Origin of the sequence: Yinghuangia sp. ASG 101 (assembly GCF_021165735.1) — a bacterium.
Taxonomy (GTDB): domain Bacteria; phylum Actinomycetota; class Actinomycetes; order Streptomycetales; family Streptomycetaceae; genus Yinghuangia.
Genome location: NZ_CP088911.1, coordinates 7,636,317 through 7,658,430, shown reverse-complemented (window position 1 = coordinate 7,658,430; position 22,114 = coordinate 7,636,317). Strand labels below are relative to the sequence as shown.

At 71.4% G+C, this 22,114-nt stretch carries 18 protein-coding genes and 1 pseudogene; 18 read left to right on the top strand and 1 reads right to left on the bottom strand.

All coding sequences use genetic code 11. The features are described 5' to 3' along the window. Window positions 1–19: 19 nt before the first annotated feature. The 3 genes from LO772_RS32795 to LO772_RS32785 all read left to right on the top strand — a co-directional run bounded on the left by LO772_RS32795 (window position 20) and on the right by LO772_RS32785 (window position 5,873). A complete protein-coding gene (locus LO772_RS32795; protein WP_231775663.1) occupies window positions 20–1,342 on the top strand; it encodes a hypothetical protein in 1,323 nt (440 codons plus the stop codon). 389 nt (window positions 1,343–1,731) lie between these two features. After that, entirely contained in the window at window positions 1,732–3,777 is a 2,046-nt protein-coding gene (locus LO772_RS32790) for a PKD domain-containing protein (RefSeq protein WP_231775662.1), read from the top strand. A 602-nt stretch (window positions 3,778–4,379) separates the two neighbouring features. Next, window positions 4,380–5,873, top strand: coding sequence for a chloride channel protein (locus LO772_RS32785; RefSeq protein ID WP_231775661.1), 1,494 nt, complete (start codon window positions 4,380–4,382; stop codon window positions 5,871–5,873). Between the two features lie 436 nt (window positions 5,874–6,309). Here LO772_RS32785 and LO772_RS32780 read toward each other — a convergent pair whose 3' ends face one another. After that, window positions 6,310–7,356 (bottom strand): NAD(P)H-dependent amine dehydrogenase family protein, encoded by a 1,047-nt coding sequence (locus LO772_RS32780; protein ID WP_231775660.1) that lies wholly within the window; start codon window positions 7,354–7,356, stop codon window positions 6,310–6,312. Between the two features lie 623 nt (window positions 7,357–7,979). Here LO772_RS32780 and LO772_RS32775 point away from each other — a divergent pair. From LO772_RS32775 to LO772_RS32710, 15 genes and pseudogenes are all read left to right on the top strand, one after another. Continuing rightward, the gene (locus tag LO772_RS32775; protein WP_231775659.1) at window positions 7,980–8,600 is read left to right on the top strand and encodes a TetR/AcrR family transcriptional regulator; all 621 of its coding nucleotides are present in this window, start codon (window positions 7,980–7,982) and stop codon (window positions 8,598–8,600) included. 532 nt (window positions 8,601–9,132) lie between these two features. Then, on the top strand, window positions 9,133–9,654 hold the full coding sequence (locus tag LO772_RS32770) for a hypothetical protein (protein ID WP_231775658.1): 522 nt from the start codon (window positions 9,133–9,135) through the stop codon (window positions 9,652–9,654). A gap of 210 nt (window positions 9,655–9,864) precedes the next feature. Beyond that, the gene (locus LO772_RS32765; protein WP_231775657.1) at window positions 9,865–10,269 is read left to right on the top strand and encodes a hydrogenase maturation nickel metallochaperone HypA/HybF; all 405 of its coding nucleotides are present in this window, start codon (window positions 9,865–9,867) and stop codon (window positions 10,267–10,269) included. Next, window positions 10,253–10,987, top strand: a complete 735-nt coding sequence (hypB, locus tag LO772_RS32760) for a hydrogenase nickel incorporation protein HypB (RefSeq protein ID WP_231775656.1) — start codon at window positions 10,253–10,255, stop codon at window positions 10,985–10,987. Before LO772_RS32765 ends, hypB begins: the two co-directional genes overlap by 17 nt. Further along, window positions 10,965–13,367: a carbamoyltransferase HypF gene (hypF, locus tag LO772_RS32755; protein ID WP_231775655.1), complete on the top strand. Its 2,403-nt coding sequence runs from the start codon at window positions 10,965–10,967 to the stop codon at window positions 13,365–13,367. The genes hypB and hypF overlap by 23 nt, the downstream gene beginning before the upstream one ends. 124 nt (window positions 13,368–13,491) lie before the next feature. Then, window positions 13,492–13,782, top strand: coding sequence for a HypC/HybG/HupF family hydrogenase formation chaperone (locus LO772_RS32750; protein ID WP_231775654.1), 291 nt, complete (start codon window positions 13,492–13,494; stop codon window positions 13,780–13,782). Further along, window positions 13,779–14,906, top strand: coding sequence for a hydrogenase formation protein HypD (gene hypD / locus LO772_RS32745; RefSeq protein WP_231775653.1), 1,128 nt, complete (start codon window positions 13,779–13,781; stop codon window positions 14,904–14,906). Before LO772_RS32750 ends, hypD begins: the two co-directional genes overlap by 4 nt. Further along, window positions 14,899–15,969 (top strand): hydrogenase expression/formation protein HypE, encoded by a 1,071-nt coding sequence (gene hypE / locus LO772_RS32740; RefSeq protein ID WP_269453128.1) that lies wholly within the window; start codon window positions 14,899–14,901, stop codon window positions 15,967–15,969. Before hypD ends, hypE begins: the two co-directional genes overlap by 8 nt. 115 nt (window positions 15,970–16,084) lie before the next feature. Continuing rightward, window positions 16,085–17,570: pseudogene (locus LO772_RS32735) on the top strand (hypothetical protein). A 9-nt stretch (window positions 17,571–17,579) separates the two neighbouring features. After that, window positions 17,580–17,705 carry a hypothetical protein gene (locus tag LO772_RS36000; protein ID WP_269453127.1) on the top strand — a complete coding sequence of 42 codons (126 nt, stop codon included), beginning with the start codon at window positions 17,580–17,582 and terminating at the stop codon, window positions 17,703–17,705. After that, window positions 17,702–18,793: a hydrogenase expression protein HypE gene (locus LO772_RS32730; protein WP_231775652.1), complete on the top strand. Its 1,092-nt coding sequence runs from the start codon at window positions 17,702–17,704 to the stop codon at window positions 18,791–18,793. Before LO772_RS36000 ends, LO772_RS32730 begins: the two co-directional genes overlap by 4 nt. A gap of 115 nt (window positions 18,794–18,908) precedes the next feature. Then, complete coding sequence (locus LO772_RS32725) at window positions 18,909–20,708, top strand: nickel-dependent hydrogenase large subunit (protein ID WP_231775651.1); 1,800 nt, start codon at window positions 18,909–18,911, stop codon at window positions 20,706–20,708. Further along, window positions 20,701–21,252 carry a NifU family protein gene (locus LO772_RS32720; protein WP_231775650.1) on the top strand — a complete coding sequence of 184 codons (552 nt, stop codon included), beginning with the start codon at window positions 20,701–20,703 and terminating at the stop codon, window positions 21,250–21,252. The genes LO772_RS32725 and LO772_RS32720 overlap by 8 nt, the downstream gene beginning before the upstream one ends. Continuing rightward, on the top strand, window positions 21,249–21,842 hold the full coding sequence (locus LO772_RS32715; RefSeq protein ID WP_231775649.1) for a DUF5947 family protein: 594 nt from the start codon (window positions 21,249–21,251) through the stop codon (window positions 21,840–21,842). The genes LO772_RS32720 and LO772_RS32715 overlap by 4 nt, the downstream gene beginning before the upstream one ends. Window positions 21,843–21,877: 35 nt before the next feature. Further along, window positions 21,878–22,084, top strand: a complete 207-nt coding sequence (locus LO772_RS32710; protein ID WP_231775648.1) for a hypothetical protein — start codon at window positions 21,878–21,880, stop codon at window positions 22,082–22,084. The last annotated feature ends 30 nt before the right edge of the window (window positions 22,085–22,114 follow it).

Sequence of the window (22,114 nt, the reverse complement as noted above, 5' to 3'; positions counted from 1 at the left end):
GGCGGGCGGCGCCGTCAACGTGACCTCTGCGGCCGACGGGCACGCCACGGAGTCCTCCTACACCGACGCCGAGGCGGCGTCGCTGCACGAGCGGGCCCTGGACATCATCGCGGCGGACCCCGCCCGCGCCGAGCGCGGTCACCTGAACAGCAACTGCGCGGTGCCCGACCCGAAGAGCGGCAAGGACGTCAACGTCCGCATGCCCACACCCATCGGGGAACGGAACCCCCACGTCTGGCGCATCTACCACGAGCAGGACATCCACACGGCGGTGGAGGCCGCGGGTCTCGGCACCGTCACGGCGAAATACCTGTACGCCCATCCCCAGGGCCTGTTCTCCCTCCAGGAGCGTTCGGGTGCGGACCCGCTCCCCGGGCCGGGAGAACCGTTCGCCTCACATCTGCCGCGCGAATTCGCGCTGTTCTTCCGAAGACTGGACGACGTGGAACTGCCCGGCGGACTTGACGCGGACACACCCTTGGCTCCCGACGCGATCGCGCATCTGCGAACCCACTCGCCGAGCTACAGCGGTCAGCGCAACGCCCCTCGGACCAGTGCGGAGTACGCCGACCTCATGTCCTGCGAACTCGAGGCGAACGAGAACGCGATCATGATTCAGGACGAATACGTGGCACGCCGCCTCGGCTTTCCCGGCAACGTCGCGGAGCACGCGCGCGCACAACTGCAAGGCATGCCCGACGCACCTCTGCTGCCCACCCACCCCGACATGCACAACGGGAACCTCGGGGTGAGGAACGGGCACCTGTTCTTCTACGACCTCGAATTCATCGGCTACCACGACCGCCGCCACGCCATCGCGTACGCCCTCTGGAACTCGAAAACAACGGAATTCCACCAAGCCGCCAAAGCGGAAGTGATCAGGTCGATGCCACGCGGTGAACGCGCTGATTTCGCCGAAGGGGTGCGGTGCTGGGAGCGCTTCGCGACGCTCCACAGCGCGACCAGCCGACTGAAACGGACACAGGACGCGGTGCTCTCGGCCGCCAACTCGGGACGCAATCTCGAAAGCACCATCGACAAGTACGGCCGCTGGCTGGCCGAACGCGTCAACGCCGCGGCGCCGCTGTGGGATTCGGGACGCACGCTCGACGCCGACGAGGCGCGCGCCGCCCTCGCCGACACGGTCCGCGTCCACCAGGACCGCCGGATCCTCCGCGACACCGGCCTCCCCGTCGACACCGCGGCCCGGGGGCTCGGGACGCTGACCGCCCGGCCGACGGTCCCCGGGCTGGGGAACACGTCGGCTCCCCCACTCAAATCCGCGGCTCAGGAACGGCACCAGGCATTGGTACCCAGCCTTCGTTTACATCGTTCGCCATAGCAACGCCTCGCGAGATTCCGGGATTTGACGGTGTGTGAGGGGGCAGTGCGGCACGACGCCGAGGACCGGTCCCCACGAACAGCCCTCGACGGCAGGCCTTTTCGGGCAGGTGCGACGCACGCCCCGCGCGGTTCCCGACGTACCGCTCGTCCCGCCGACCGCCCGCGAGCCCCACAGCGTCGTCCCGCCGTCGAGCCCGAGGAGCGCCCGCCCACCTCTTGTTGGTCGCCGTCGCGGATGGCAGGATGACGCCGCGCCATGATTAATGCGCATTCTCTCGCAGTACTGCAGATCGGAAGACCCGACGCACGATTCTCGGCCAGGGAGTCACACGAACTGTGAGTACACCAAACACCCCCAGGGACCACGAACCGTCCAGAAGACAGGTCATGGCGGCCGGAGCGGTCCTTCCGCTCGGTGTCGCCGTGCCCTGGGCCGTCGGCGTGCCGGAGGCCGCCGCGGCGCCGCCGACTCCGGGCCGGCCCGGCGCGTCCCGGGTCTGCACGGCGCCCGCGCCCGGGGCGCCGATGCTGATCACCGAGGACTGCGACGACCCGCGCTACAACAGGCCCTTCATCGATGTCGACACATGGCGGGACACACCGACGCGCCACCGGTTCGTGAGCGGCGGATTCACCGGCACCGCCGCCCGATTCGCGTTCTATCTGCCTCCGCCGCGGCAGTACCGCGGGCGGTTCTTCCAGATCACGTACCCGCTCTTCACCAGCGAGGAGGCGGACGCCGACGACGTCGGCTTCGCCCTCGCCCATGGCGCGTACCACGTGCGGACCAACATGGGCGGTGCCGAGGAAGGCATCATGTCCGGCGGCACCGACCCGTCCGTGTGGGGTTACCGGATCAACGCGGCCGCGGCCAAGTTCTCGCGGGTCGTCGCCGCGGGGATGTACGGCCGACACCGCGCGTACGGCTACCTCCACGGCGCCAGCGGCGGCGCGTACCAGACGGTTTCCGCCCTGGAGAACACCGTGGGCGTGTGGGACGGCGGCGTGCCCTGTGTGATGGGCTCCCCGAACGCGATTCCGAGCATGTTCACGGTACGGGTCCACGCGCTGCGCGTCCTCCGCCGACGGGGCAAGTTGGCCGGGATCCTGGATGCCGTCGACCCCGGCGGCAGCGGCGACCCGTACGCCGGGCTCGACGCCGAGGAACGCGGGGCGCTGCGTGAGGCGACCCGGCTCGGATTCCCGCTCCCGGGCTGGTGGGACCACGCCACCATGGACACAGGGGCCCTTCCGCTGGTCGCCGGGAACGTCCGCGGGCTGGACCCCACGTACGCCGCCGACTTCTGGAGCAAGCCGGGCTACCTCGGCACGGACCCGTCGTCGTCGGTCGCGGCGGCGCGCGTCCGATACGAGGCCACGGTGGTCGACGTCCTGCCCGGCGCCTCCCGGCGACTGGTCCTGACAGGTGTCCCGACCGGGGACGCGGCGGGTGCGGACCTCGTCGTCACCAGCGGCGCGGCGTCCGGCAGCGAACTGCCTTTGGGCACTGTGGAGGGCACCACCGTCGGCTTCGGCATCGGCGCGGACCCCGAGGCGGTCGCGCGCATCGCCCCGGGCGACCGTGTGCGCATCGACAACTCGTGGTTCCTCGCCCTCCAGACGTACCACCGCCACCAGGTGCCGACGCCGGACATGTACGGCTGGAACCAGTTCCGCGGCCCCGACGGCAGGCCCCTGTACCCGCAACGCGACGTACTCGTAGGGCCGACGCAGGCCTTCAACGCGGGCGGCGGCCGTCAAACCGGCCGGTTCCACGGGAAGATGATCGTTCTGGAGTCGCTGGTCGACATCGACGCCATGCCCTGGCAGGCCGACTGGTACCGCGGCAAGGCGCGGCAGGCCTTCGGCCACCGCCTCGACGACGGCTTCCGCCTCTGGTTCACCGACAACGCGCAGCACAACTCGACGGTCCGGGCAGGCGGTGAGGCGCGCATCGTCCCGTACCTGAGGGTGCTGCAACAGGCGCTACTGGACCTGAGTGCGTGGGTCGAGAAGGGCAAGCCGCCACCCGCCGGGACGAACTACGACGTGGCCGACGCCCAGGTGAAGGTCCCGCGAACCGCGGCTCGCCGCAAGGGAATCCAGCCGGTCGTCACGCTGACGGCCAACGGGCGCGAGCGAGCCGACGTCGCGGTGGGCGAACAGGTGGCGTTCACCGCCGAGGTCCAAACCCCGCCCGGCGCGGGTGAAATCGTCGCGGCGGAATGGGACTTCGAAGGCGTCGGCACCTACCCCACCGCGGCGGGGATCGACCGGATCAGACCGACGGCGACGGTTCGGGCCACGTACGCGTACTCCCAACCCGGCACCTACTTCCCGGTGATCCGCGCCACCGCACAACGCGAGGGCGACGCACGCACGCCCTATACGCGGGTGCAGAACCTCGCCCGCGTACGCGTCGTGGTGACCTGAGCCCGTCGGGTCACCGGGAGCGGCGAGCCGCCGGCCTCCTCGAAGACCTCGACACGGGCCACTACTTCGACACTCCTGCCACCGATGCGGAGACCATCTGAACCCTGAGGCGCTGCTCGGGGGCATTTTCGACACCGTCACCGCGACCCCGTGGTGGCTCACACCGTGACCACCTCATGACGGCACATGGCACCGGACCGCCCCCTCGGCGTCCCCGGTGCCATGTCGCATGCCCGGAGGAACGTGACGCGGCGCCCCCGCGGCTCCACCCGCGCGAGGAACGGACCGACCCCGCCGTCGCACCACGCGCGTTCGTTCGTCGGACGCGCCGACGTATCCCCGCCGCGTTCACCGGAGTTGCCGCGTCACACGGCGGCGTCCCACGTGCCGCGATCCGGCCGTCGCACACCACACCCGTGAAGCCACCCCGTGGGAGACGCCCATGGCATTCCCTTCGCTGTCCCGACGTTCGCGTTGTCACCCCAAGGTCAGATTGCGAAGGCGAAGGCGCCGTAATCGCGACGGACAAGTACCCGCCAAGACGAGCTGATTCGATGACGCGCGCCCCACACAGGAGACGGACCCCGCGGAGGTGAGCGCCCATGGCCGGGCAGCCGAACCACGAGTCGGCTCGGCCGCTTCCGGCGCTGCTGGCAAGGCTGTTGCCCACGCGGGTGCCCCCACCGGACGCCGCATCCGCCTCCGAGGCCCGCCCGTCCGTCGGTGCGGCCCCCGACTCCTCCGGCGACTCCGTGAGCCGCTGGATCGCGCCGTCCGTCCTCATCGGCGTGGTGGCCGGGCTCGGCGCGGTCGCGTTGTTCGGTCTGCTGCACGTCTGTTCCGAGCTGATCCTGGAGCACATCGCCGGCTACCACCCCTACCGCACGGCCGCCGAGGGCGGGCCACGCGACATGTCCTGGTCCGAACGGCCGTGGGCGGTACCGCTCGTGGCCGGTGGGGGCGCGCTCGTGGCCACCCTGCTCGCGGTATGGCTCGCTCCCGAGGCACGCGGGCACGGCACCGACGCCGCGATCGACACCGCACACCACGACCCCGCCGGTATGCGCGGCCGAGTGCCCGTCGTGAAGCTGATCGCGTCCGCACTGACCATCGGTTCCGGCGGGTCGGGCGGTACGGAAGGGCCCGCCGCGCAGATCTCGGCCGGCTTCGGGTCGGTGATCGCCCGGCGCACGGGCATGTCGCACGAACAGGCCCGTACCGCCGTGGTGATCGGCCTGGCCGCCGGTGTCGGCGCGATCTTCCGGGCGCCCTTGGGAGCCGCGCTGCTCGGCGCGGAAATCCTCTACCGGCGGGGCATGGACACCCGGATCCTGCCGCAGGCGCTGATCGCGTCGTGCGCCGGCTGGCTGACGTTCGGCTGCTGCTACGGGTTCGATCCGATGCTCGGCCACGGCGCGACCGACGTGTCCTGGGCCGCCTCGGACTTCGCGCTGCTCGCCGCCACCGGCGTGCTGTGCGGCCTCACCGGCCGCCTGTACACGTCCGCGTTCTACGCCGTCCATCTGCGCACCGAGGCACACGTACGATCCCTGCCCGCCCGCATCGCCGCGCCCGTGGCCGCGGCGCTGCTCGTGGGCCTGCTCGGGCTGGTGGTCCCCGGCGTCCCCGGCACCGGGTACGGCCTGATCCAGGCGCTCACCGACCGCGACACCGCCGCGGACTTCCCCCTGCTGCTCCTGGCCCTGATGCCGCTCGCCAAGATCGCCGCGACCGCGTTGACCGTGGGCTCGGGCGGATCCGGCGGCATCTTCGGCCCGTGCATGGTCGTCGGCGCGGGCGTCGGCGCCTTCGCCTGGCACGTGGGCGTCGACCTGCACGCCGCGTCCACCGGGCCACTGCCCTACGTCGTCGTGGGCATGGCCGCGTGCCTCGGCCCGGTCGCCAACTCCCCGATCGGCGTGCTGATCATGGCCACCGAAATGGTCGGCGACGCCGCACTGCTGGGCCCGGGCCTGCTCGCCGTCCTGTGCGCGTCAACGGTCACCGGACACACGACGCTGTACCGAAGCCAACGCGAAACCCCCGTCCCCCCGACCAAACCCTCCCCGCCCGACCCGAACTCCCCACCAAAATAAGCGTGCCCGTCTCCATGAACCGACGATCCCCACGCCAGTACCCACGCGACCAGGCACCCTTCAAGCCGTCACACCGGCCATTCTCCCCACGCCTGAGCCGACCAGACACCCACCAGATTGGGAGGGCGCCACCGGGCCGCCGGCCACGCGAGCCCAGCGCCACTCGGCGCTGGTCAGGGGCCCCGATGACGCCACCTCCACATCGCTGTCGGTGCCTGCCAAACCGTCGGCGGTACGTCACGGCGTCACCGCATGCCGCCACGAGCCGGCAACCCCAGTCATCACCCGAACCGCCGTGTCAGGCAATCCGTCTGGTTGTCCGTGAAGGTCCGGCAGCTCATCCCCGACAGGCTGTCTTCTCGGAGCGGCACGAAAGCGCAGGTCGGCACCACACATGTGGTGCGATGTCAGCCACCCGTCGCGCCGCCGCCGGCTCTCACGCTTTGGCGGCTTCCCATTGCCCCGCGGGTGCGCGGGGCAGGCCGACGTCGGCGAGGTGGAGGACGCCGGGCCGGGCGGCCTTGACGTTGAAGACGGCGTTGACCGCGGGCATCGCGGTCATGGTGTCCCACTCGTGGTTGCCCCAGTGGTCCGGCGGGATGAAGCGGATCCGGGTGTCGAGACCGGGTTCGCCGTCGATGATCACGCGGTACTGGTCGTCGCTGAACTCCCATTCCTCGTTGAGGTGTTTCGTCAGGAACCAGCGGAACTTCATCTGGATGATCGTGCGGTCGCCCAACTTGCCGTTCCAGCCGACCTCGACCGCCGCGTTGGTGCCCTTCTCGATGGTCATGTAACCGAGGTCGACCGTCTGCGAGGCGGTGGCGTAGTCGAGGAAGAACTCGACGTCGTCGAGGCTGTATTCGAGAGCGTGCGCCATGCGCTGCACGGCTTCCTCGGCCGGCATCATCCACAGCTTCGCCGTCTCGACGATCTTCGGGGTGATCCCGACCAGGGAGATGCCCATGGCCTCCCAGGTCTCCTTCGACTCGTAGACCGAGCAGTCGGCGGCCTCCAGGATGCGGATGGCGCGAACATCCCGGCAGACCCCGGTCATCGCCGTGACCATGGTGTTGATCCACCCGGGGCTCACACCGGTCACATACAGCGAACTGCCCCCTTGGGAACAGGCCGCCTCCAACCGCTCCTTCGTCTCCCCCTTGACTCCGCCGACATCGAAGAACAGGTTCGTGCTGACCACATCCGTCCCGGCCGCGAGCAACTTCAGGACGTGGTCGAGATCAGCCATGAAAGGGGTGTACAGCACCGAATCGGCCCCCAGCGCAACCAACGCGTCCACGTCGTCCGTCGCCAGGACCCCACACTCGGGACGGCCGCACAACGTCCCCGCGTCGACACCGACCTTGTCCGGCGACCACGCGTACACACCCACCAGTTCCAGACGCGGATCGTCCAGGATCCCCCGCAACGCCAGCTTCCCCACCTTCCCCGTGGTCCACTGGATGACACGAAGCTTGTCCATGGCCTGGTTTTCCTCTCGTGTGAAGCGTCCGGCTCGATTCCGGCCGGTCATGTGACTCGTTGTGTGGCCAAACCGCGCATGGGACTGACCCGCCTGAGCACACGTGGGTTCGGTAGGCAAGTGGCCGCGACCGCCGTCACCGCCGGGAGGTCGACGTGGACACGTCGAGGGCACGGGGTCGCACGGCAACGCCATAGTGCGCAACTCCCGCGGTACGCAGGGACCGGCGGACCCGCCGCGGTCGCACACGGTTCCGGGAACACGCCGACGCTTGTACGAACTTGGGGGCAGAACCTCGTCGGGAGAGATTTCATGACCGCGACAACCCCGCTCGACAACAGTGGCGGTGTTGACGGGGACAGTGCGGGCACACACGCGAGTACGCGGCACTCGGCTGACTTCGCACCACAAGTCGAGGACATCGGCACGCCGGCCCCGGGTCGGTGGCCAACTGTGCACGGTCCGGATCGGTCGAGCCGGGGTTCGCCCTGCTGCCGCTTCGGAGACTATGCGGGAGCGCCGCCGGACCTCAAGACGAGAACGCAACTTTTCGAAAAGATTGATTTTCGTTAAGTGGCTGCCTAGGGTGAAGGCGACAACGACCTCCCCACAGGAGCACGACCATGGCCGCCGCCGCTGCGGGTGTCCCCCGGAAGGGACGCCTCTCGACCACGCGCGAAAGGGAACTGCTGCAAGCGGCACTCGACTTGGTCGCCGAGGTCGGCTACGAACAGGTCACCATGGCCGAGTTGGCCAAACGCACCAAGAGCAGCACCGCCACCCTCTACCGCCAGTGGGAGAGCAAACCCAACCTGGTGATCGTCGCCCTGAAAACCCGCGCCGACGAGCAGCAACTGCTGGCGGACATCGACACCGGCTCGCTGCGCGGCGACCTGCACGCGCTGGCGGCTCGTGCGTTCGGCGCGGAGTCGTCGTCGGACTCGATGGCCAGCATCTGGCATGCGGTGGGAACCGACAAGGAACTCCTGCGGGCGCTGCGCACGTACATGATCGTCCCCGGCCTGGAGAGCATGCGTCGGATTCTGGACCGCGCACTGCACAGAGGAGAGATCAAGAACAGCCCCGCCATCGCCCTCGCCGATCGCGTGTTGTACGGCCCGCTGGCGATCCAGGAGCTGATGACCGGGGACAAACCCACCCCTGAACTGGCCAGGGACATCGTCGACTTCATGTTGCTGCCCGCTCTGACCGCCGCGAACACCGCGGCGGTCCGGACGTCCTGACGCTCCGTCCACCGCGCGGGCCACCCCGCTCCCCCGGTCACGGACCGCCCGCGGCTCGTCCAGCGATCCGGCCGGACTCCGGATTCACCGGAAGTCGCATCCTTTCCGGATCACGGAGAAGTGCCACGACCGTCACCAGGACGGGCTTCGCCGCCGGCACCAAGGCGGGAGCCGGGGCTGCCGACGGGATCGCGGCATCGCCCTGTCCGAACCCGGTGGTACCCCCACGCAGCGCTCGTCCTCACCCTCATGGGCCGTCGGCGACGGTGGACGCGCGGGCGGTCAGCACCGGAGTGAGCCTCTCCGACGCCGGACGGCCTCCCGACAGCAAGGTGACCGGCAACTCCAGCGCGCCGCTTCCCATTTCGTGAGGTGACTCGACGCGGCCCGCGCCCCGGAACTTCGCCTTGGAGCGCGGCGGGGGACTCCGACCCGCGCACCTCGCGTACCGGACGTACGGCGAACTCGCCGCCGACACATCCAACGCCGTCCTGTTCCCCACGGCCTGCGCGCCGTACGCACCGCGGATCCGGTGTGGCACCGAGCCCGCACGGCGGGCGGCCACGCGGCCGGGCTCCGGGCCTTCGCCAGGGTCTACGCGGGTTGGGGCTTGTCCCAGGCGTTCTATGGGAACGAGCGGTACCGGGAGCTTGGCTTCTCGTCCGTCGACGACTTCCTCACCGGGTTCTGGGAAGCCAACTTCGCGGGCCACGAGACCGTCGACCTCATGGCCATGCTCTGGACGTGGCAGCACGCCGACATCGGCGCCACGGAGGGCTACCACGACGACGTCACCAAGGCCCTCGGAGCCATCACCGCGAGGCTTCTTGCTCTGCCGGCCCAGAAAGACCTCTACTTCCCACCCGAGGACGAGGCCTGGGCCTCCGCACACATCCCGCACGGTGACATCGGGGTGATCCCCGGGGGAATGGGGCCACCTCACCGGCGGCGGCGCGGACCCCGACGGCGCACGGTTCATCGGCGAAGCCGTACGGCGACTCCTCGCCACCCCGTCCACCCCCTGACAAAGCCAGGGGGAGGACGAGCCACGTAGTCCTCCCGCCGGGCGACGTGGCGACGTGTCGCCGGAACGGGCGGCGGTGAGTCCAACCGGCCGTTCACCGGCACTCTTCCGGCCTCTCCATGCCCGTGTGGTCCATGAGAGTGCTTTTCCGGCGACGCGCACACGCCTGCGGAAGGCCGCCGGGGTTGTCGTTACCGTGGGCACGGTTCATCGTCGGCCGGCGCGGGGTCGGGAGTGCCCATGCACGAACTCAGCATTGCGATGGCCATCGTGGACAGCGTCGACGAATTGGCCGCCGAGCGCGGTCACGCGACCGTCGAGGAAGTGCGGCTGCGCTTGGGCCGCTTGGCCGGCGTCCACGCGGACGCGCTCGACTTCGCGTTCTCGGTGGCCCGCGAGGGCACCGCACTGGCGAACGCCCGACTGGCCGTCGAGCATGTGCCCGCGGTGGCCCACTGCACCGCCTGTGCGCGGGACTTCACCGTGCCGATGCTCGTGGACCTGCGATGCGCCGACTGCGGGCAGGCGGCCGACGGGCTCCTCAGCGGACGGGAGTTGGAGATCGAAGCCGTCGTCTTCTCGGAGACGCCGGCCCTGGCACACGGGGACGAACGAAAGGTGATCGGCGATGTGCCGAGTCGATGAGGTCCGGCATGCGGTCCTCGCGAAGAACCAGTCCCTGGCCGACGAACTCCGCGACGAACTCCGCGGCCGGGGCGTCACGTTGGTCAACATGCTGTCCAGCCCCGGCAGCGGCAAGACGGCACTGCTGGAAGCCTTGCTCACCATGGCCGTCGCCGACGGCGTGCCCGTCGCCGCCGTCACCGCCGACCTGGCGACCGAGAACGACGCGGTGCGTCTGGCACGCTCCGGCGCCCCCGTGCGGCAGGTGCGGACCGGCGGCCTGTGCCACCTCGAGGTGCCGCAACTGCGGGGCCACGTCGACGGCTGGCTCCCGCACGGAGTGCGCCTGTTGTTCGTGGAGAACGTCGGCAACCTGGTCTGCCCGTCCTCGTATGACCTGGGCGAGAAGATCCGGATCACCCTGATGTCGGTCACCGAGGGCGAGGACAAGCCCTCCAAGTACCCCGACGCGTTCGGCCTGGCCAACCTGGTGGTCCTCACGAAGACCGACCTCGCCGACGCGGTCGGGTTCGACCGCGACGCGTTCCTGCGCAACGTGGAACGTGTCAATCCCGGCGTTCCGGTGCTGGAGACCTCGGCACGCACCGGCTCCGGCGTCCGCGCGTTGTGGCACGTGGTGGGCCGCACGCCGGACCAGGAGGCGGCGCACCAGCCGGTCATGGCCGCGCTCCGGCCGCCGGACGGAGGGCACCGGCATGCCGCCGCACACCACCACTGAGCGGCACGACGCCACACCGCCGGAGCCCACCGGCCGACGGATCCCCGCCGACCTGCCGGACGGCGACACCCAAGTGCGCCGGCTTGTCACGGTCACCGGCGTCGTCCAAGGCGTCGGTTTCCGCCCGTTCGTCCACACCCTCGCCACCCGTCTGGGCCTCGTGGGCGAGGTGGCCAACACCGCGGCCGGCGTCGTCGTCGACATCGAAGGCCCGCACCGCGCCGTCGCCGAGTTCTGTGATCGCCTGCGCACCGAGCCGCCGCCGCTGGCCGACGTGTCGGCGATCCACGTCGCCGAAGCGCCCGCGGCCGGCGCCCAGGGCTTCACGATCCGCCCGTCCCAGGACGGCCAAGGGCGAACCATGGTCCCGCCCGACGCCGCGACGTGCGACGCCTGCCTGGCCGAACTCGCCGACCCGGACGACCGCCGCCACCGCCACCCCTTCATCACCTGCACCCACTGCGGGCCGCGCTTCACCATCACCGCGGCCATGCCGTACGACCGGCCCAACACGGCCATGGCCGCCTACCCGCTCTGCGAGGACTGCGCGCGCGAGTACGCCGATCCCGCGGACCGCCGCTTTCACGCGCAACCGGTCGCCTGCTGGGCCTGCGGGCCCGTCCTGCGGCTCACCTCGGCGCGCGGCGAGCCCGGTGCGACACCGCAGGGCGGCGCCGCGCTCGCCGAAGCCCGGCGGATGATCGCCCGCGGCGCGATCGTGGCGGTCAAGGGCGTCGGCGGCTACCACCTCGTCTGCGCCGCCGACTCCCCCGACGCCGTCCGCGAGCTGCGCCGCCGCAAGGCACGTGCCCGCAAACCGTTCGCGGTCATGGCGGCCGACGTCGCCACCGCGGCGCGTCTGGGCCGGGTCGGGCCGGCCGAACGCGCGCTCCTCACGGGGCCGGCCCGGCCGATCGTCCTGCTGCGCCGCCACGACACCGGGTTCACGGCGGTCGCGGACGTGTGTTCCGGTAGCCCGGACGTCGGCGTGATGCTGCCCTACACACCCGTGCACCGGCTGCTCTTCGGCCTGCCGGGCGACCCTCCGGGCCCGACCGTCCTGGTCGTGACCAGCGGGAACCGCTCCGGCGAGCCCCTGGTCACCGACGAGCCGGATGCGTTCGACCGCCTGGCCGGCCTCGCCGACGCCTGGCTCTGGCACGACCGCCCGATCACGGTTCCGTGCGACGACTCGCTGGTACGAGCCCGTCCCGACGGCACCACGATGGTCCTGCGGCGCTCCCGGGGCTACGCTCCCGCGCGCATCGCCGTGCCGCTCGACCTCCGCCCGGTTCTCGCCGTCGGCGGAGACCTCAAGAACACCCTGTGTCTGGCCGAGGCCGGCTCGGCATGGCTGTCCGCGCACCTCGGCGACATGGGCGACCTGGCCGCCCAGCGGTCGTTCGAGCGCGCCGAAGCGCATTTGCGTACGCTCACCGGCGTCACGCCGGGCGTTCTCGTGACCGACATGCACCCGGGCTACGCGTCGACCCGCTGGGCCGCACGCCACGCCGCGGGCCGCCCGGTCCGGCAGGTCCAACACCACCACGCGCACGTCGCCGCGCTGATGGCCGAACACGGGCTCGACGGCGGCGAACCGGTGATCGGGGTCGCGTTCGACGGCACCGGCCACGGCGGCGACGGGGCTTCCTGGGGCGGGGAGGTGCTACTCGCCGACTACGCGGGCTTCCACCGGCTCGCGCACCTCGCGTACGTCCCCCAGCCCGGCGGCGACGCCGCGGTCCGGGAACCGTGGCGCATGGCGCTGTCCCACCTGCGCGCGGCGGGCCTGCCCTGGGCCGCGGACCTGCCGTGCGCCGCCACCCGCACGGATGACGAACCACGCCTGCTCGAACGGCAGTTGACGCGTGCGGTCAACTGCCCTCCGACGTCCGGCATAGGGCGCTTGTTCGACGCGATGGCCTCGCTTGTCGGGATCTGCCACGACATCGAGTACGAGGCGCAGGCCGCCCTCGAACTCGAAGCCGCCGCGGCACGCGCCCTCGACGCCCCGGGCGCGTACGCGTTCGCCCTGCGCCGCACGCCCCACGACGGCCCCGTCGTGATCGACCCGGCGCCCGTCCTGCGCGGCGCGGTGGACGACCTGCGCTCGGGCGCCGGCGCGGACGTCGTCGCGGTGCGCTTCCACCGCGCGGTCGCGCACGCCGTCGCGGCGGTGTGCCGTACCGTCCGCCGCGACGCCGGCACCGGCGGCACGGTGGCGTTGACCGGCGGGGTGTTCGCCAACGCCCTGCTGGACCGCTGGTGTGCCGACGCGCTGACCGCCGACGGATTCACCGTGCTGCGTCACCGCACCGTGCCTCCGGGCGACGGCGGGCTCGCCCTGGGCCAGGCCGTCGTCGGCGGCTGCCGGAACTGACCTCCGCGCCCCCGCGCGTCACCCACCACCCCACCGCACGTCCCCGCCACCCCGACGTCACCACCCGTTTGCCCGGTGCCCCGGCCCCGGCATCCGAGCCGACAACCCGAGGAGGACACACCGCATGTGTCTTGCCGTGCCCGGTCGTGTGGCCGGCACCTTCGAACGCGACGGAACCCCCATGGCGCACGTGGACTTCGGAGGCGTGCTCAAAGAGGTCTGCCTCGCCTATCTCCCGGATATCCGGGTCGGCGACTACGCCATCGTCCACGTCGGATTCGCCCTGCAGCGGCTCGACGAGGAATCCGCCCTGTCGACGCTGCGCCTGTTCGAGGAAATCGGCGCCCTGGACGAGGAGTTCGGCGACGCCTGGACCCGCGCGGAAGCCGACGTGCCGAAGGAGGCCGCTTCGTGAAGTACATCGAGGAATTCCACGACCCCGACCTGGCCCGCCGCCTGGTGGACGACATCCGCGCCACCGTGACCCGCCCGTGGGCGCTGATGGAGGTCTGCGGCGGTCAGACCCACTCGATCGTCCGGCACGGCATCGACCAACTCCTGCCCGACGAGGTGGAGTTGATCCACGGTCCCGGATGCCCGGTCTGCGTCACCCCGCTCGAGGCGATCGACCGGGCGCTGGCGATCGCGGCGACACCCGGCGTGACGTTCTGCTCCTTCGGCGACATGCTGCGCGTCCCCGGCACCGACCGTGACCTGTTCCGCGTCAAGAGCGAGGGAGGCGACGTACGCGTCGTCTATTCGCCCATGGACGCCCTGCGCATCGCCCGTCACAACCCGGACCGCCAGGTGGTGTTCTTCGGTATCGGCTTCGAGACCACCGCGCCCGCCAACGCGATGGCCGTCCACGAGGCGCGCCGCCTCGGCGTCGACAACTTCAGCCTGCTGGTCTCCCACGTCCGGGTTCCGCCCGCGATCGAGGCGATCATGGGTTCCCCCGACGTCCGCGTCCAGGCGTTCCTCGCGGCCGGCCACGTGTGCACCGTCATGGGCACCGCCGAGTATCCCGAACTCGCCGAGCGCCACCGGGTGCCCATCGTGGTCACCGGTTTCGAGCCGCTGGACATCCTGGAGGGCATCCGCCGCGCGGTACGCCAACTCGAGCGCGGCGAACACCGTGTCGAGAACGCCTATCCCCGAGCCGTCCAGGACACGGGCAACACCGCCGCCCTCCGCGTGCTGCGCGAGGTCTTCACCGTGACCGACCGCGCCTGGCGCGGCATCGGGACCATCCCCGACAGCGGCTGGCGGCTGGCGGACGCGTACCGCCGCTTCGACGCCGAACACCGCTTCGATGTCGGCGGCGTGGTCACCCGCGAGTCCACGCTGTGCCGCAGCGGCGACGTCCTCCAGGGGCTGATCAAGCCCAACGAGTGCGAGATGTTCGGCACCGCGTGCACACCCCGGACACCCCTCGGCGCCACCATGGTCTCCAGCGAAGGGGCCTGCGCCGCCTACCACGCGTACCGCCGGCTCGCACCGACCGTGCGCCCGGCCGAGGAGGCCGAGCCCGTTGCCTGAGACCCTGACGCCCGCACCGGATTTCACCGGCGGAACCTGTCCCGTCCCGCTGCGCGACCACCCCGTCGTCGTGGTGGGCCACGGCGGCGGCGGAGCGCTGTCCGGGGAGCTTGTCCGCCACCTGTTCCTGCCCGCCTACGGCGGCCCCCACCTCGCCGGGCTCGGCGACAGCGCGCAACTCGCCCTCGGCGGCGTGCGCGTCGCGTTCTCCACGGACACCTACGTGGTGCGCCCGCTGTTCTTTCCCGGCGGCAGCATCGGCGACCTCGCGGTCAACGGGACCGTCAACGACCTGGCGATGAGCGGCGCGGTCCCGGAGTACCTGTCGTGCGCGTTCGTCCTGGAGGAGGGCACCGACCTGGCGACCGTGGGCGCGATCGCCCACGACATCGGCAAGGCCGCCCGCACCGCGGGGGTCAGCGTGGTGACCGGCGACACGAAGGTCGTCGACGCGGGCCACGGCGACGGCGTGTACGTCAACACCGCCGGGGTCGGCGTCATCCCCGACGGCGTCGACATCCGGCCGCAGCGCGCCCGGCCGGGCGACGTGGTCATCGTGAGCGGCCCCATCGGTCTGCACGGCATCGCGGTCATGAGCGTCCGCGAGGGCCTGGAGTTCGGCGCGGAGACCGTCAGCGACACCGCTCCCCTCACCTCCCTCGTGCAGGCCATGCTGGCGGTCACCCCCGACGTGCACACGCTGCGGGACCCCACACGCGGCGGTCTGGCGGCGGCCCTCAACGAGATCGCCGCCGCGTCCGGCACCGGCGTGGCCCTCGACGACCGCGCCGTGCCGGTGCCGGAATCGGTGGCGAGCGCGTGCGCCTTCCTCGGCCTCGACCCGCTGTACGTCGCCAACGAGGGCCGCCTGGTGGCGTTCGTCCCGCGGGAGCACGCCGACGCGGTCCTGGCGGCGATGCGCGACCACCCCGACGGGCGCGGCGCCGCGATCGTCGGCGAGTGCGTCGCCGACCACCCCGGCCTGGTCGTCGTACGCACCGGGCTCGGCGGCACGCGCGTCCTCGACCTGCCGCTCGGCGAGCAATTGCCCCGGATCTGCTGACCCCCGGACGGATGCGCTGAGCGCGCGACCGGCTACGAACAGTGACATCGTGAGGACGAAGGTCATGGATCAGGCTGAGCCACGAACGCAGCCGACACGGCCGATCGGAGACGACATGACGAGCACCCCGGCCCCCGTCGAGCCCGCCCCCGCGCGGCTCGCCGACGTGGACTTCGCGGGAGTCCGCGCGATTGCCGACGCGGTGCTCTACGAGGGCTACCTGCTCTACCCCTACCGGCGCTCGTCGGCCAAGAACCGGGTGCGCTGGCAATTCGGCGTCCTCGCACCCCGCCCGTGGGCCGAGGCGCACGGGCCGGTGCCGCCGACGGTGGCCGGGTCGGCCGAGTCCTGGTACCAGCAGACCGAGTGCCTGCTCAGAGCCGACACCCCCGACGCCGTCGTGCGCGTCCGCGTGCGCTACCTCCAGCTCCAGCGCAAGACCGTCGAACGCCTGACCGACGACGGCCGCCACGAACCCGTCGAATCACTGGACGACGGGGGGAACCCTGCACCTCACCTTCGACGAGGCGGTGCCGCGCGACGCCGAACTGGTCGTGCCGCTCGCGGAGTTGCTCGCCGGTGAGCGGCACCTCCACGCGGGCGCGCCGGGGGCCGAGGAGACCGAGGAATGCGCCGGCGGGCGCATCGTGCGGCGGCGCCACCCCGTCGACGCCGTCACCACCGTGCGCGCCACCGCGCTGGACCCGTCGGGCGCGGTCCACCGGTTGTGTGTGCGCACCGAGAACACCGGCCGTCAGGTCGGTGCCGGCGCACCGCGCGAGCAGGCGCTCGGCCACTCCCTCCTGGCCACGCACACCCTCCTGGGCGGTGCCGGGGCGGAGTTCGCCTCCCTGGTCGACCCGCCCGACTGGGCGGCCCCGCACGCCCGGCACTGCCGCAACGTCCACACCTTCCCCGTCCCGGTCGGCACCGGCGGCGCGGACGGCACGGGCGGCGCGGCCCCGGTCGCGCTGTCGGCGCCGATCATCCTGCCCGACCACCCGCGGATCGCCCCGGAAAGCCCCGGCGACCTGCACGACGCCGCGGAGATCGACGAAATCCTCACGTTGCGCACCGCGCTGCTCACCGAGGACGAGAAGCGCGAGGCACGCGCGACCGACCGGCGGGCCGCCGACATCCTCGACCGCGTCGACACCATGCCGCCGGAGGTCCTGTCCCGGTTGCACGGCGCGATCCGCTCCCTGCGCCACGCCGCGTCCGGCACGGCGGACGGCCGCGGTGGCGACGGCACCGGCGTCCCGCCCACGCCGCGTTCACGGCCCTGGTGGCAGGACGCGGGCGGCGACGGCATGTCCCCCACCACCGACAGCGTCGTCGTCGACGGCGTGGCGGTGGCCCAGGGAAGCAGGGTGCGGTTGAGTCCGCGCGGGCGGGGAGCCGACGCCCACGACATGTTCCTCGCCGGGCGCACCGCCGAGGTCGCGGCGGTCTTCCACGACCTGGACGGCAGCGTCCACCTCGCGGTCACCCTCGAAAACGACCCCGGCGCGGAACTGGACGTCTGGTACGGCCGCTACCGCTACTTCCGCCCCGACGAGGTCCGACCGCTGCCCCCGGCTCCCGGCGCGACCCCGCGATAGGGAGCAGCCATGGACGCCGTCGAACCGCCGAAACACGACCACCGGATGGTCGAGCAAGCGTTCCACGACCACCGCGCGGTCGCGGGCATCCACGACCGACCGCGCGACCGGCTGCAAGGGAGAGCACGGACATGAGCATCGACAGCGGCACGATCGGAACCGGCGAACGCCCCGGCGCGGCGGCGGGGCAGGAGGGGTTCGACGAGCTCGACATCCTGTGGATCTCCGAGGGCATGAGCTGCGACGGCGACACCGTCTCCATCACGGCCTCGAACCAGCCCGCGATCGAGGACATCGTCCTGGGGCTCGTCCCCGGCCTGCCCAAGGTGAACCTGCACAACAAGGTCCTCTCCCCCACACTCGGCGGCGAAGCGTTCCTCGCCCCCTTCCGGGCCGCCGCGCGCGGCGAACTCGGTCGCCCGTTCATCCTCGTCGTCGAGGGCTCGATCCCCAATCAGAACATCATCGAGGGCGACGGCTACTGGACCTCGTTCGGCAACGACGAGGAGACCGGCGAGCCGCTGCCCCTGAACTGGTGGCTCGACCGGCTCGCCCCGCACGCCTGGGCGGTGGTCGCCATCGGCACCTGCGCGACGTTCGGCGGCATCCACGCGATGGCGGGCAACCCGACCGGCTCGATGGGCCTGGCCGACTACCTGGGCTGGGACTACACGTCGCGGGGCGGCCTGCCGATCGTGAACGTGCCCGGCTGCCCGGTGCAGCCGGAGAACTTCATGGAGACGTTGGCCTGGGTCCTTTACCACGCCGCCGGCGCCGCGCCGCCGCCTCCGCTCGACGACATGCTCCGGCCGCAGTGGCTGTTCGGCAAGACCGTCCACGAGGGCTGCGACCGGGCCGGCTACTACGAGCAAGGCGACTTCGCGCGTACGTACAACTCCCCGAAGTGCCAGGTGAAGGTGGGCTGTTGGGGGCCGGTGGTCAACTGCAACGTGCCCAAGCGCGGCTGGATGTCCGGCGTCGGCGGCTGCCCCAACGTCGGCGGGATCTGCATCGGCTGCACGATGCCGGGGTTCCCGGACGCATTCATGCCGTTCATGGACGAGCCGACCGGCGGCGGCCTGTCGTCGATGCTCGTCAAGCCGTACGGCGCGGTCATGCGGCGCCTGCGCGGCATCACCAACACGGCCGTCAACAGAGAGCCCAAGTGGCGCCACAGCGGCCCCGCGCTGACCAGCGGCTACGACCCCCACTGGCGGCCCTGACCGCACGCGGCGCCGCCTCGCGCCCGACCAGGAGCGGCGCGCCCCCGCCGAGCAAGCCCGGCGAGCAGAGCACCCGAGCAGACCCACCAGCCGAACCGATCAGGCAGGACACCACATGACGACCGAGACCAAGGGCCGAGCCGGACGGCGCCAGTCCCCGCAGATCGTGGAGATGGCGTGGGACCCGATCACCCGGATCATCGGCAATCTCGGCATTTACACGAAGGTCGACTTCGCCAACCGCGAGGTGACCGAATGCCGCAGCACATCCTCGCTGTTCCGCGGCTACTCGGTCTTCATGAAAGGCAAGGACCCGCGCGACGCCGGATTCATCACCAGCCGCATCTGCGGCATCTGCGGCGACAACCACACGACGTGCTCGAACTACGCCCAGCAGATGGCGTACGGCATCAAGCCCCCGCCGCTGGGCGAGGCCATCGTCAACCTCGGCGAGGCCGCCGAGTACATGTTCGACCACACCCTGTTCCAGGACAACATGGTGTTCGTCGACTTCTGCGAGGCGATGGTCAAGGAGACCAACCCGAGCGTCCTCGCGCGCGCCGAGCAGAAGCAGGCGCCGCGCGGCGACATCCACGGCTACCGCACCATCGCCGACATCATGCGGGCGTTCAACCCGTTCGAGGGCGAGGCGTACAAGCAGGCGCTGCAGATCTCCCGCGTGACCCGGGAGATGTTCTGCCTCATGGAGGGCCGCCACGTACACCCCTCGACGCTGTACCCCGGCGGCGTCGGGACGGTGCCCACCCCCACGCTGTTCACCGACTACCTGTCGCGGCTCCTCCGCGTCCTCGACTTCGTCAAGCAGGCCGTAGCGATGAACGACGACGTCTTCGACTTCTTCTACGAGGCCCTGCCCGGGTACGAGGAGGTCGGCCGCCGCCGCGTCCTGCTCGGCTGCTGGGGCGCGTGGCAGGACTCCGACGTCGCCGACTACCGCTACGCGACGATGAACGAGTGGGGGAAGGCCATGTTCGTCACCCCCGGTATCGTCGTCGACGGCAAGATCGTCACCAACAACCTGGTCGACATCAACCTCGGCATGCGCATCCTGCTCGGCAGCTCGTACTACGACGACTGGGTCAACGAGGAGCCGTTCGTCACCCACGACCCGCTCGGCAACCCCGTCGACATGCGGCACCCGTGGAACCAGACCACGGTCCCCGTGCCGCAGAAGCGCGACCTGGACGGCGGCAACTACAGCTGGGTGATGAGCCCGCGCTGGTACGACTCGGCCACCCGCGAGCACCTGGCCCTCGACACCGGCGGCGGGCCGCTCGCCCGGCTCTGGACGACGGCGCTCAGCGGGCTCGTCGACACCCCGTACGTCAAGGCCACCGGCCACAGCGTGCGCATCACGCTGCCGAAGAGCGAGAAGCTCCCCGAGACCACACTCGAGTGGGAGATCCCGCAGTGGAGCAACACGATCGAGCGCAACCGCGCCCGGCCGTACTTCATCGCCTACGCGGCGGCGATGTCCCTGTTCTTCCTGGAGCGCGCGATGGGCATGGTCCGCGCCGGCGAGACCCGGGTGTTCACCGACTTCGAGGTGCCCGACGAGGCCATCGGCTGCGGCTTCCACGAGGCCGTGCGCGGTGTGCTGTCCCATCACCTGGTGATCAAGGACAAGAAGATCGCCAACTACCACCCCTACCCGCCGACCCCGTGGAACGCCAGCCCGCGCGACATCTACGGCACGCCGGGCCCGTACGAGGACGCCGTCCAGGGACAACCGATCTTCGAGGAGAACGGCCCCGACGACTTCAAGGGCATCGACATCATGCGCACCGTGCGCAGCTTCGACCCGTGCCTGCCGTGCGGCGTGCACATGTACCTCGGCAAGGGCAGGGAACTGACCCGCACCCACATGCCGACCTACGGAGCCTCCCATGGCTGACGCGCGGCGGCTCGGCGGTCCCGAGGTCGAGGAGCGCCTGGCCCGGATCGACGACTCTCTCGGGTATCTGGAGGGCGTGCCCGGCCGCACGTCCGAGGCGGGCGTCACGGCCGTCCGGAACCTGGCCGAGGTCTACGGCGAAGCCCTCGCGCGGCTCCTCGACCTCCTCGCGCCGGACGCCGCCCGCACGGCCGTCCGCGACGAACTCCTCGGCCACCTCTTGGCGTTGCACGACCTGCACCCCGATCCGCCGACCGTACGCGTCGAACGCGTCCTGGACGCGCTGCGGCCGGGCCTCGGCACGGGCGGCGACGCCGAGCTGCTGGGGATCCAGGACGGTGTGGCCCACGTCCGGCTGACCGTGCGCGGCTGCGGCTCCTCCGCGGGCGCCGCCGAGGACGCGGTACGCGACGCCGTCACCGCCGCCGCGCCGGAACTGCGCGACGTCCGCCGCGCGCCGGACCCGGAGCGTGCTCCGGCGTTCGTCCCGCTCGACACCCTGAGGCCGCGCCCCTCCGCCGCCCCGGCGGGAGGGACAGGATGACCCGGGGATCCCTGGAGCGCCTGATCCGCCAGGCCGGCGACCGGCGGGCTGACGACGGCGAGCGCTGCGAGTTGTGCGCCGAGCAGGTGCCCGACGCCCACCCGCACGTCGTCGACACCGCCGGCGAGAGCCGACCGGTGCTGTGCGTGTGCCGTTCCTGCTCGGTGCTGTTCGGGCGGGACCCGGGCGACAGCCCCCGCTACCGGCCGGTCCCCTGCCGCAGGGTCCGGCTCGACCCGTTCCCCCTCGACGTTCCGGGTGTGCCGGTCGGGCTGGTCTTCTTCATCCCGCGCGACGACGGAACGGTGTGCGCCCACTACCCGAGCCCCGCCGGAGCCACCCGGTGGGAGGTGGACGCCGCGGTGTGGCACCGCGTCGCCGCGGACCGCCCCGAACTGCGCACCCTCGTGCCCGAGGTGGAGGGGTTGTTGGTCAACACCGCGCGCGGGCAGCGGCAGTACTGGATCGTTCCCGTCGACGACTGCATGCGCGTGGTCGCCGTCGTCCGGCGGGAATGGCGCGGCCTGTCCGGCGGCGGCCGGGTGTGGCCCGCGATCGAGCAGTTCTTCGCGGAACTGACCGAAAGATGACGCGGCGACCGCGATCGAAGACGGCAGGAGGAGCCATGGGCACCATCAGAGTCGGCAAGCCCCACGTACGGCCGGACACCGCGAGCACCGTGTTCGGCACCCACCGCGGCAACGAACGGCCGTACAAGAGGCAGCCCGGGCACCACAGGGACGGCACCGCCGACGCGCGGCGCTCCACGGGGATCCACTGGAGGAAGCACAACGTGCTCCTGAAGATCATGCCGAGCATTCCGCCGAGCTGAGGAAGCCGCGCCCGCCGACGGCGGTGATCG

What these genes read in the sequence shown, in the direction of transcription:
- LO772_RS32790 (WP_231775662.1), top strand. Translation starts at nt 1,732, where the DNA reads ATGGCGGCCGGAGCGGTCCTTCCGCTCGGTGTCGCCGTGCCCTGGGCC.
- LO772_RS32785 (WP_231775661.1), top strand. Translation starts at nt 4,380, where the DNA reads ATGGCCGGGCAGCCGAACCACGAGTCGGCTCGGCCGCTTCCGGCGCTG.
- LO772_RS32780 (WP_231775660.1), bottom strand. Translation starts at nt 7,356, where the DNA reads ATGGACAAGCTTCGTGTCATCCAGTGGACCACGGGGAAGGTGGGGAAG.
- LO772_RS32775 (WP_231775659.1), top strand. Translation starts at nt 7,980, where the DNA reads ATGGCCGCCGCCGCTGCGGGTGTCCCCCGGAAGGGACGCCTCTCGACC.
- LO772_RS32765 (WP_231775657.1), top strand. Translation starts at nt 9,865, where the DNA reads ATGCACGAACTCAGCATTGCGATGGCCATCGTGGACAGCGTCGACGAA.
- hypB (WP_231775656.1), top strand. Translation starts at nt 10,253, where the DNA reads ATGTGCCGAGTCGATGAGGTCCGGCATGCGGTCCTCGCGAAGAACCAG.
- hypF (WP_231775655.1), top strand. Translation starts at nt 10,965, where the DNA reads ATGCCGCCGCACACCACCACTGAGCGGCACGACGCCACACCGCCGGAG.
- LO772_RS32750 (WP_231775654.1), top strand. Translation starts at nt 13,492, where the DNA reads ATGTGTCTTGCCGTGCCCGGTCGTGTGGCCGGCACCTTCGAACGCGAC.
- LO772_RS36000 (WP_269453127.1), top strand. Translation starts at nt 17,580, where the DNA reads ATGGACGCCGTCGAACCGCCGAAACACGACCACCGGATGGTCGAGCAA.
- LO772_RS32730 (WP_231775652.1), top strand. Translation starts at nt 17,702, where the DNA reads ATGAGCATCGACAGCGGCACGATCGGAACCGGCGAACGCCCCGGCGCG.
- LO772_RS32725 (WP_231775651.1), top strand. Translation starts at nt 18,909, where the DNA reads ATGACGACCGAGACCAAGGGCCGAGCCGGACGGCGCCAGTCCCCGCAG.
- LO772_RS32720 (WP_231775650.1), top strand. Translation starts at nt 20,701, where the DNA reads ATGGCTGACGCGCGGCGGCTCGGCGGTCCCGAGGTCGAGGAGCGCCTG.
- LO772_RS32715 (WP_231775649.1), top strand. Translation starts at nt 21,249, where the DNA reads ATGACCCGGGGATCCCTGGAGCGCCTGATCCGCCAGGCCGGCGACCGG.
- LO772_RS32710 (WP_231775648.1), top strand. Translation starts at nt 21,878, where the DNA reads ATGGGCACCATCAGAGTCGGCAAGCCCCACGTACGGCCGGACACCGCG.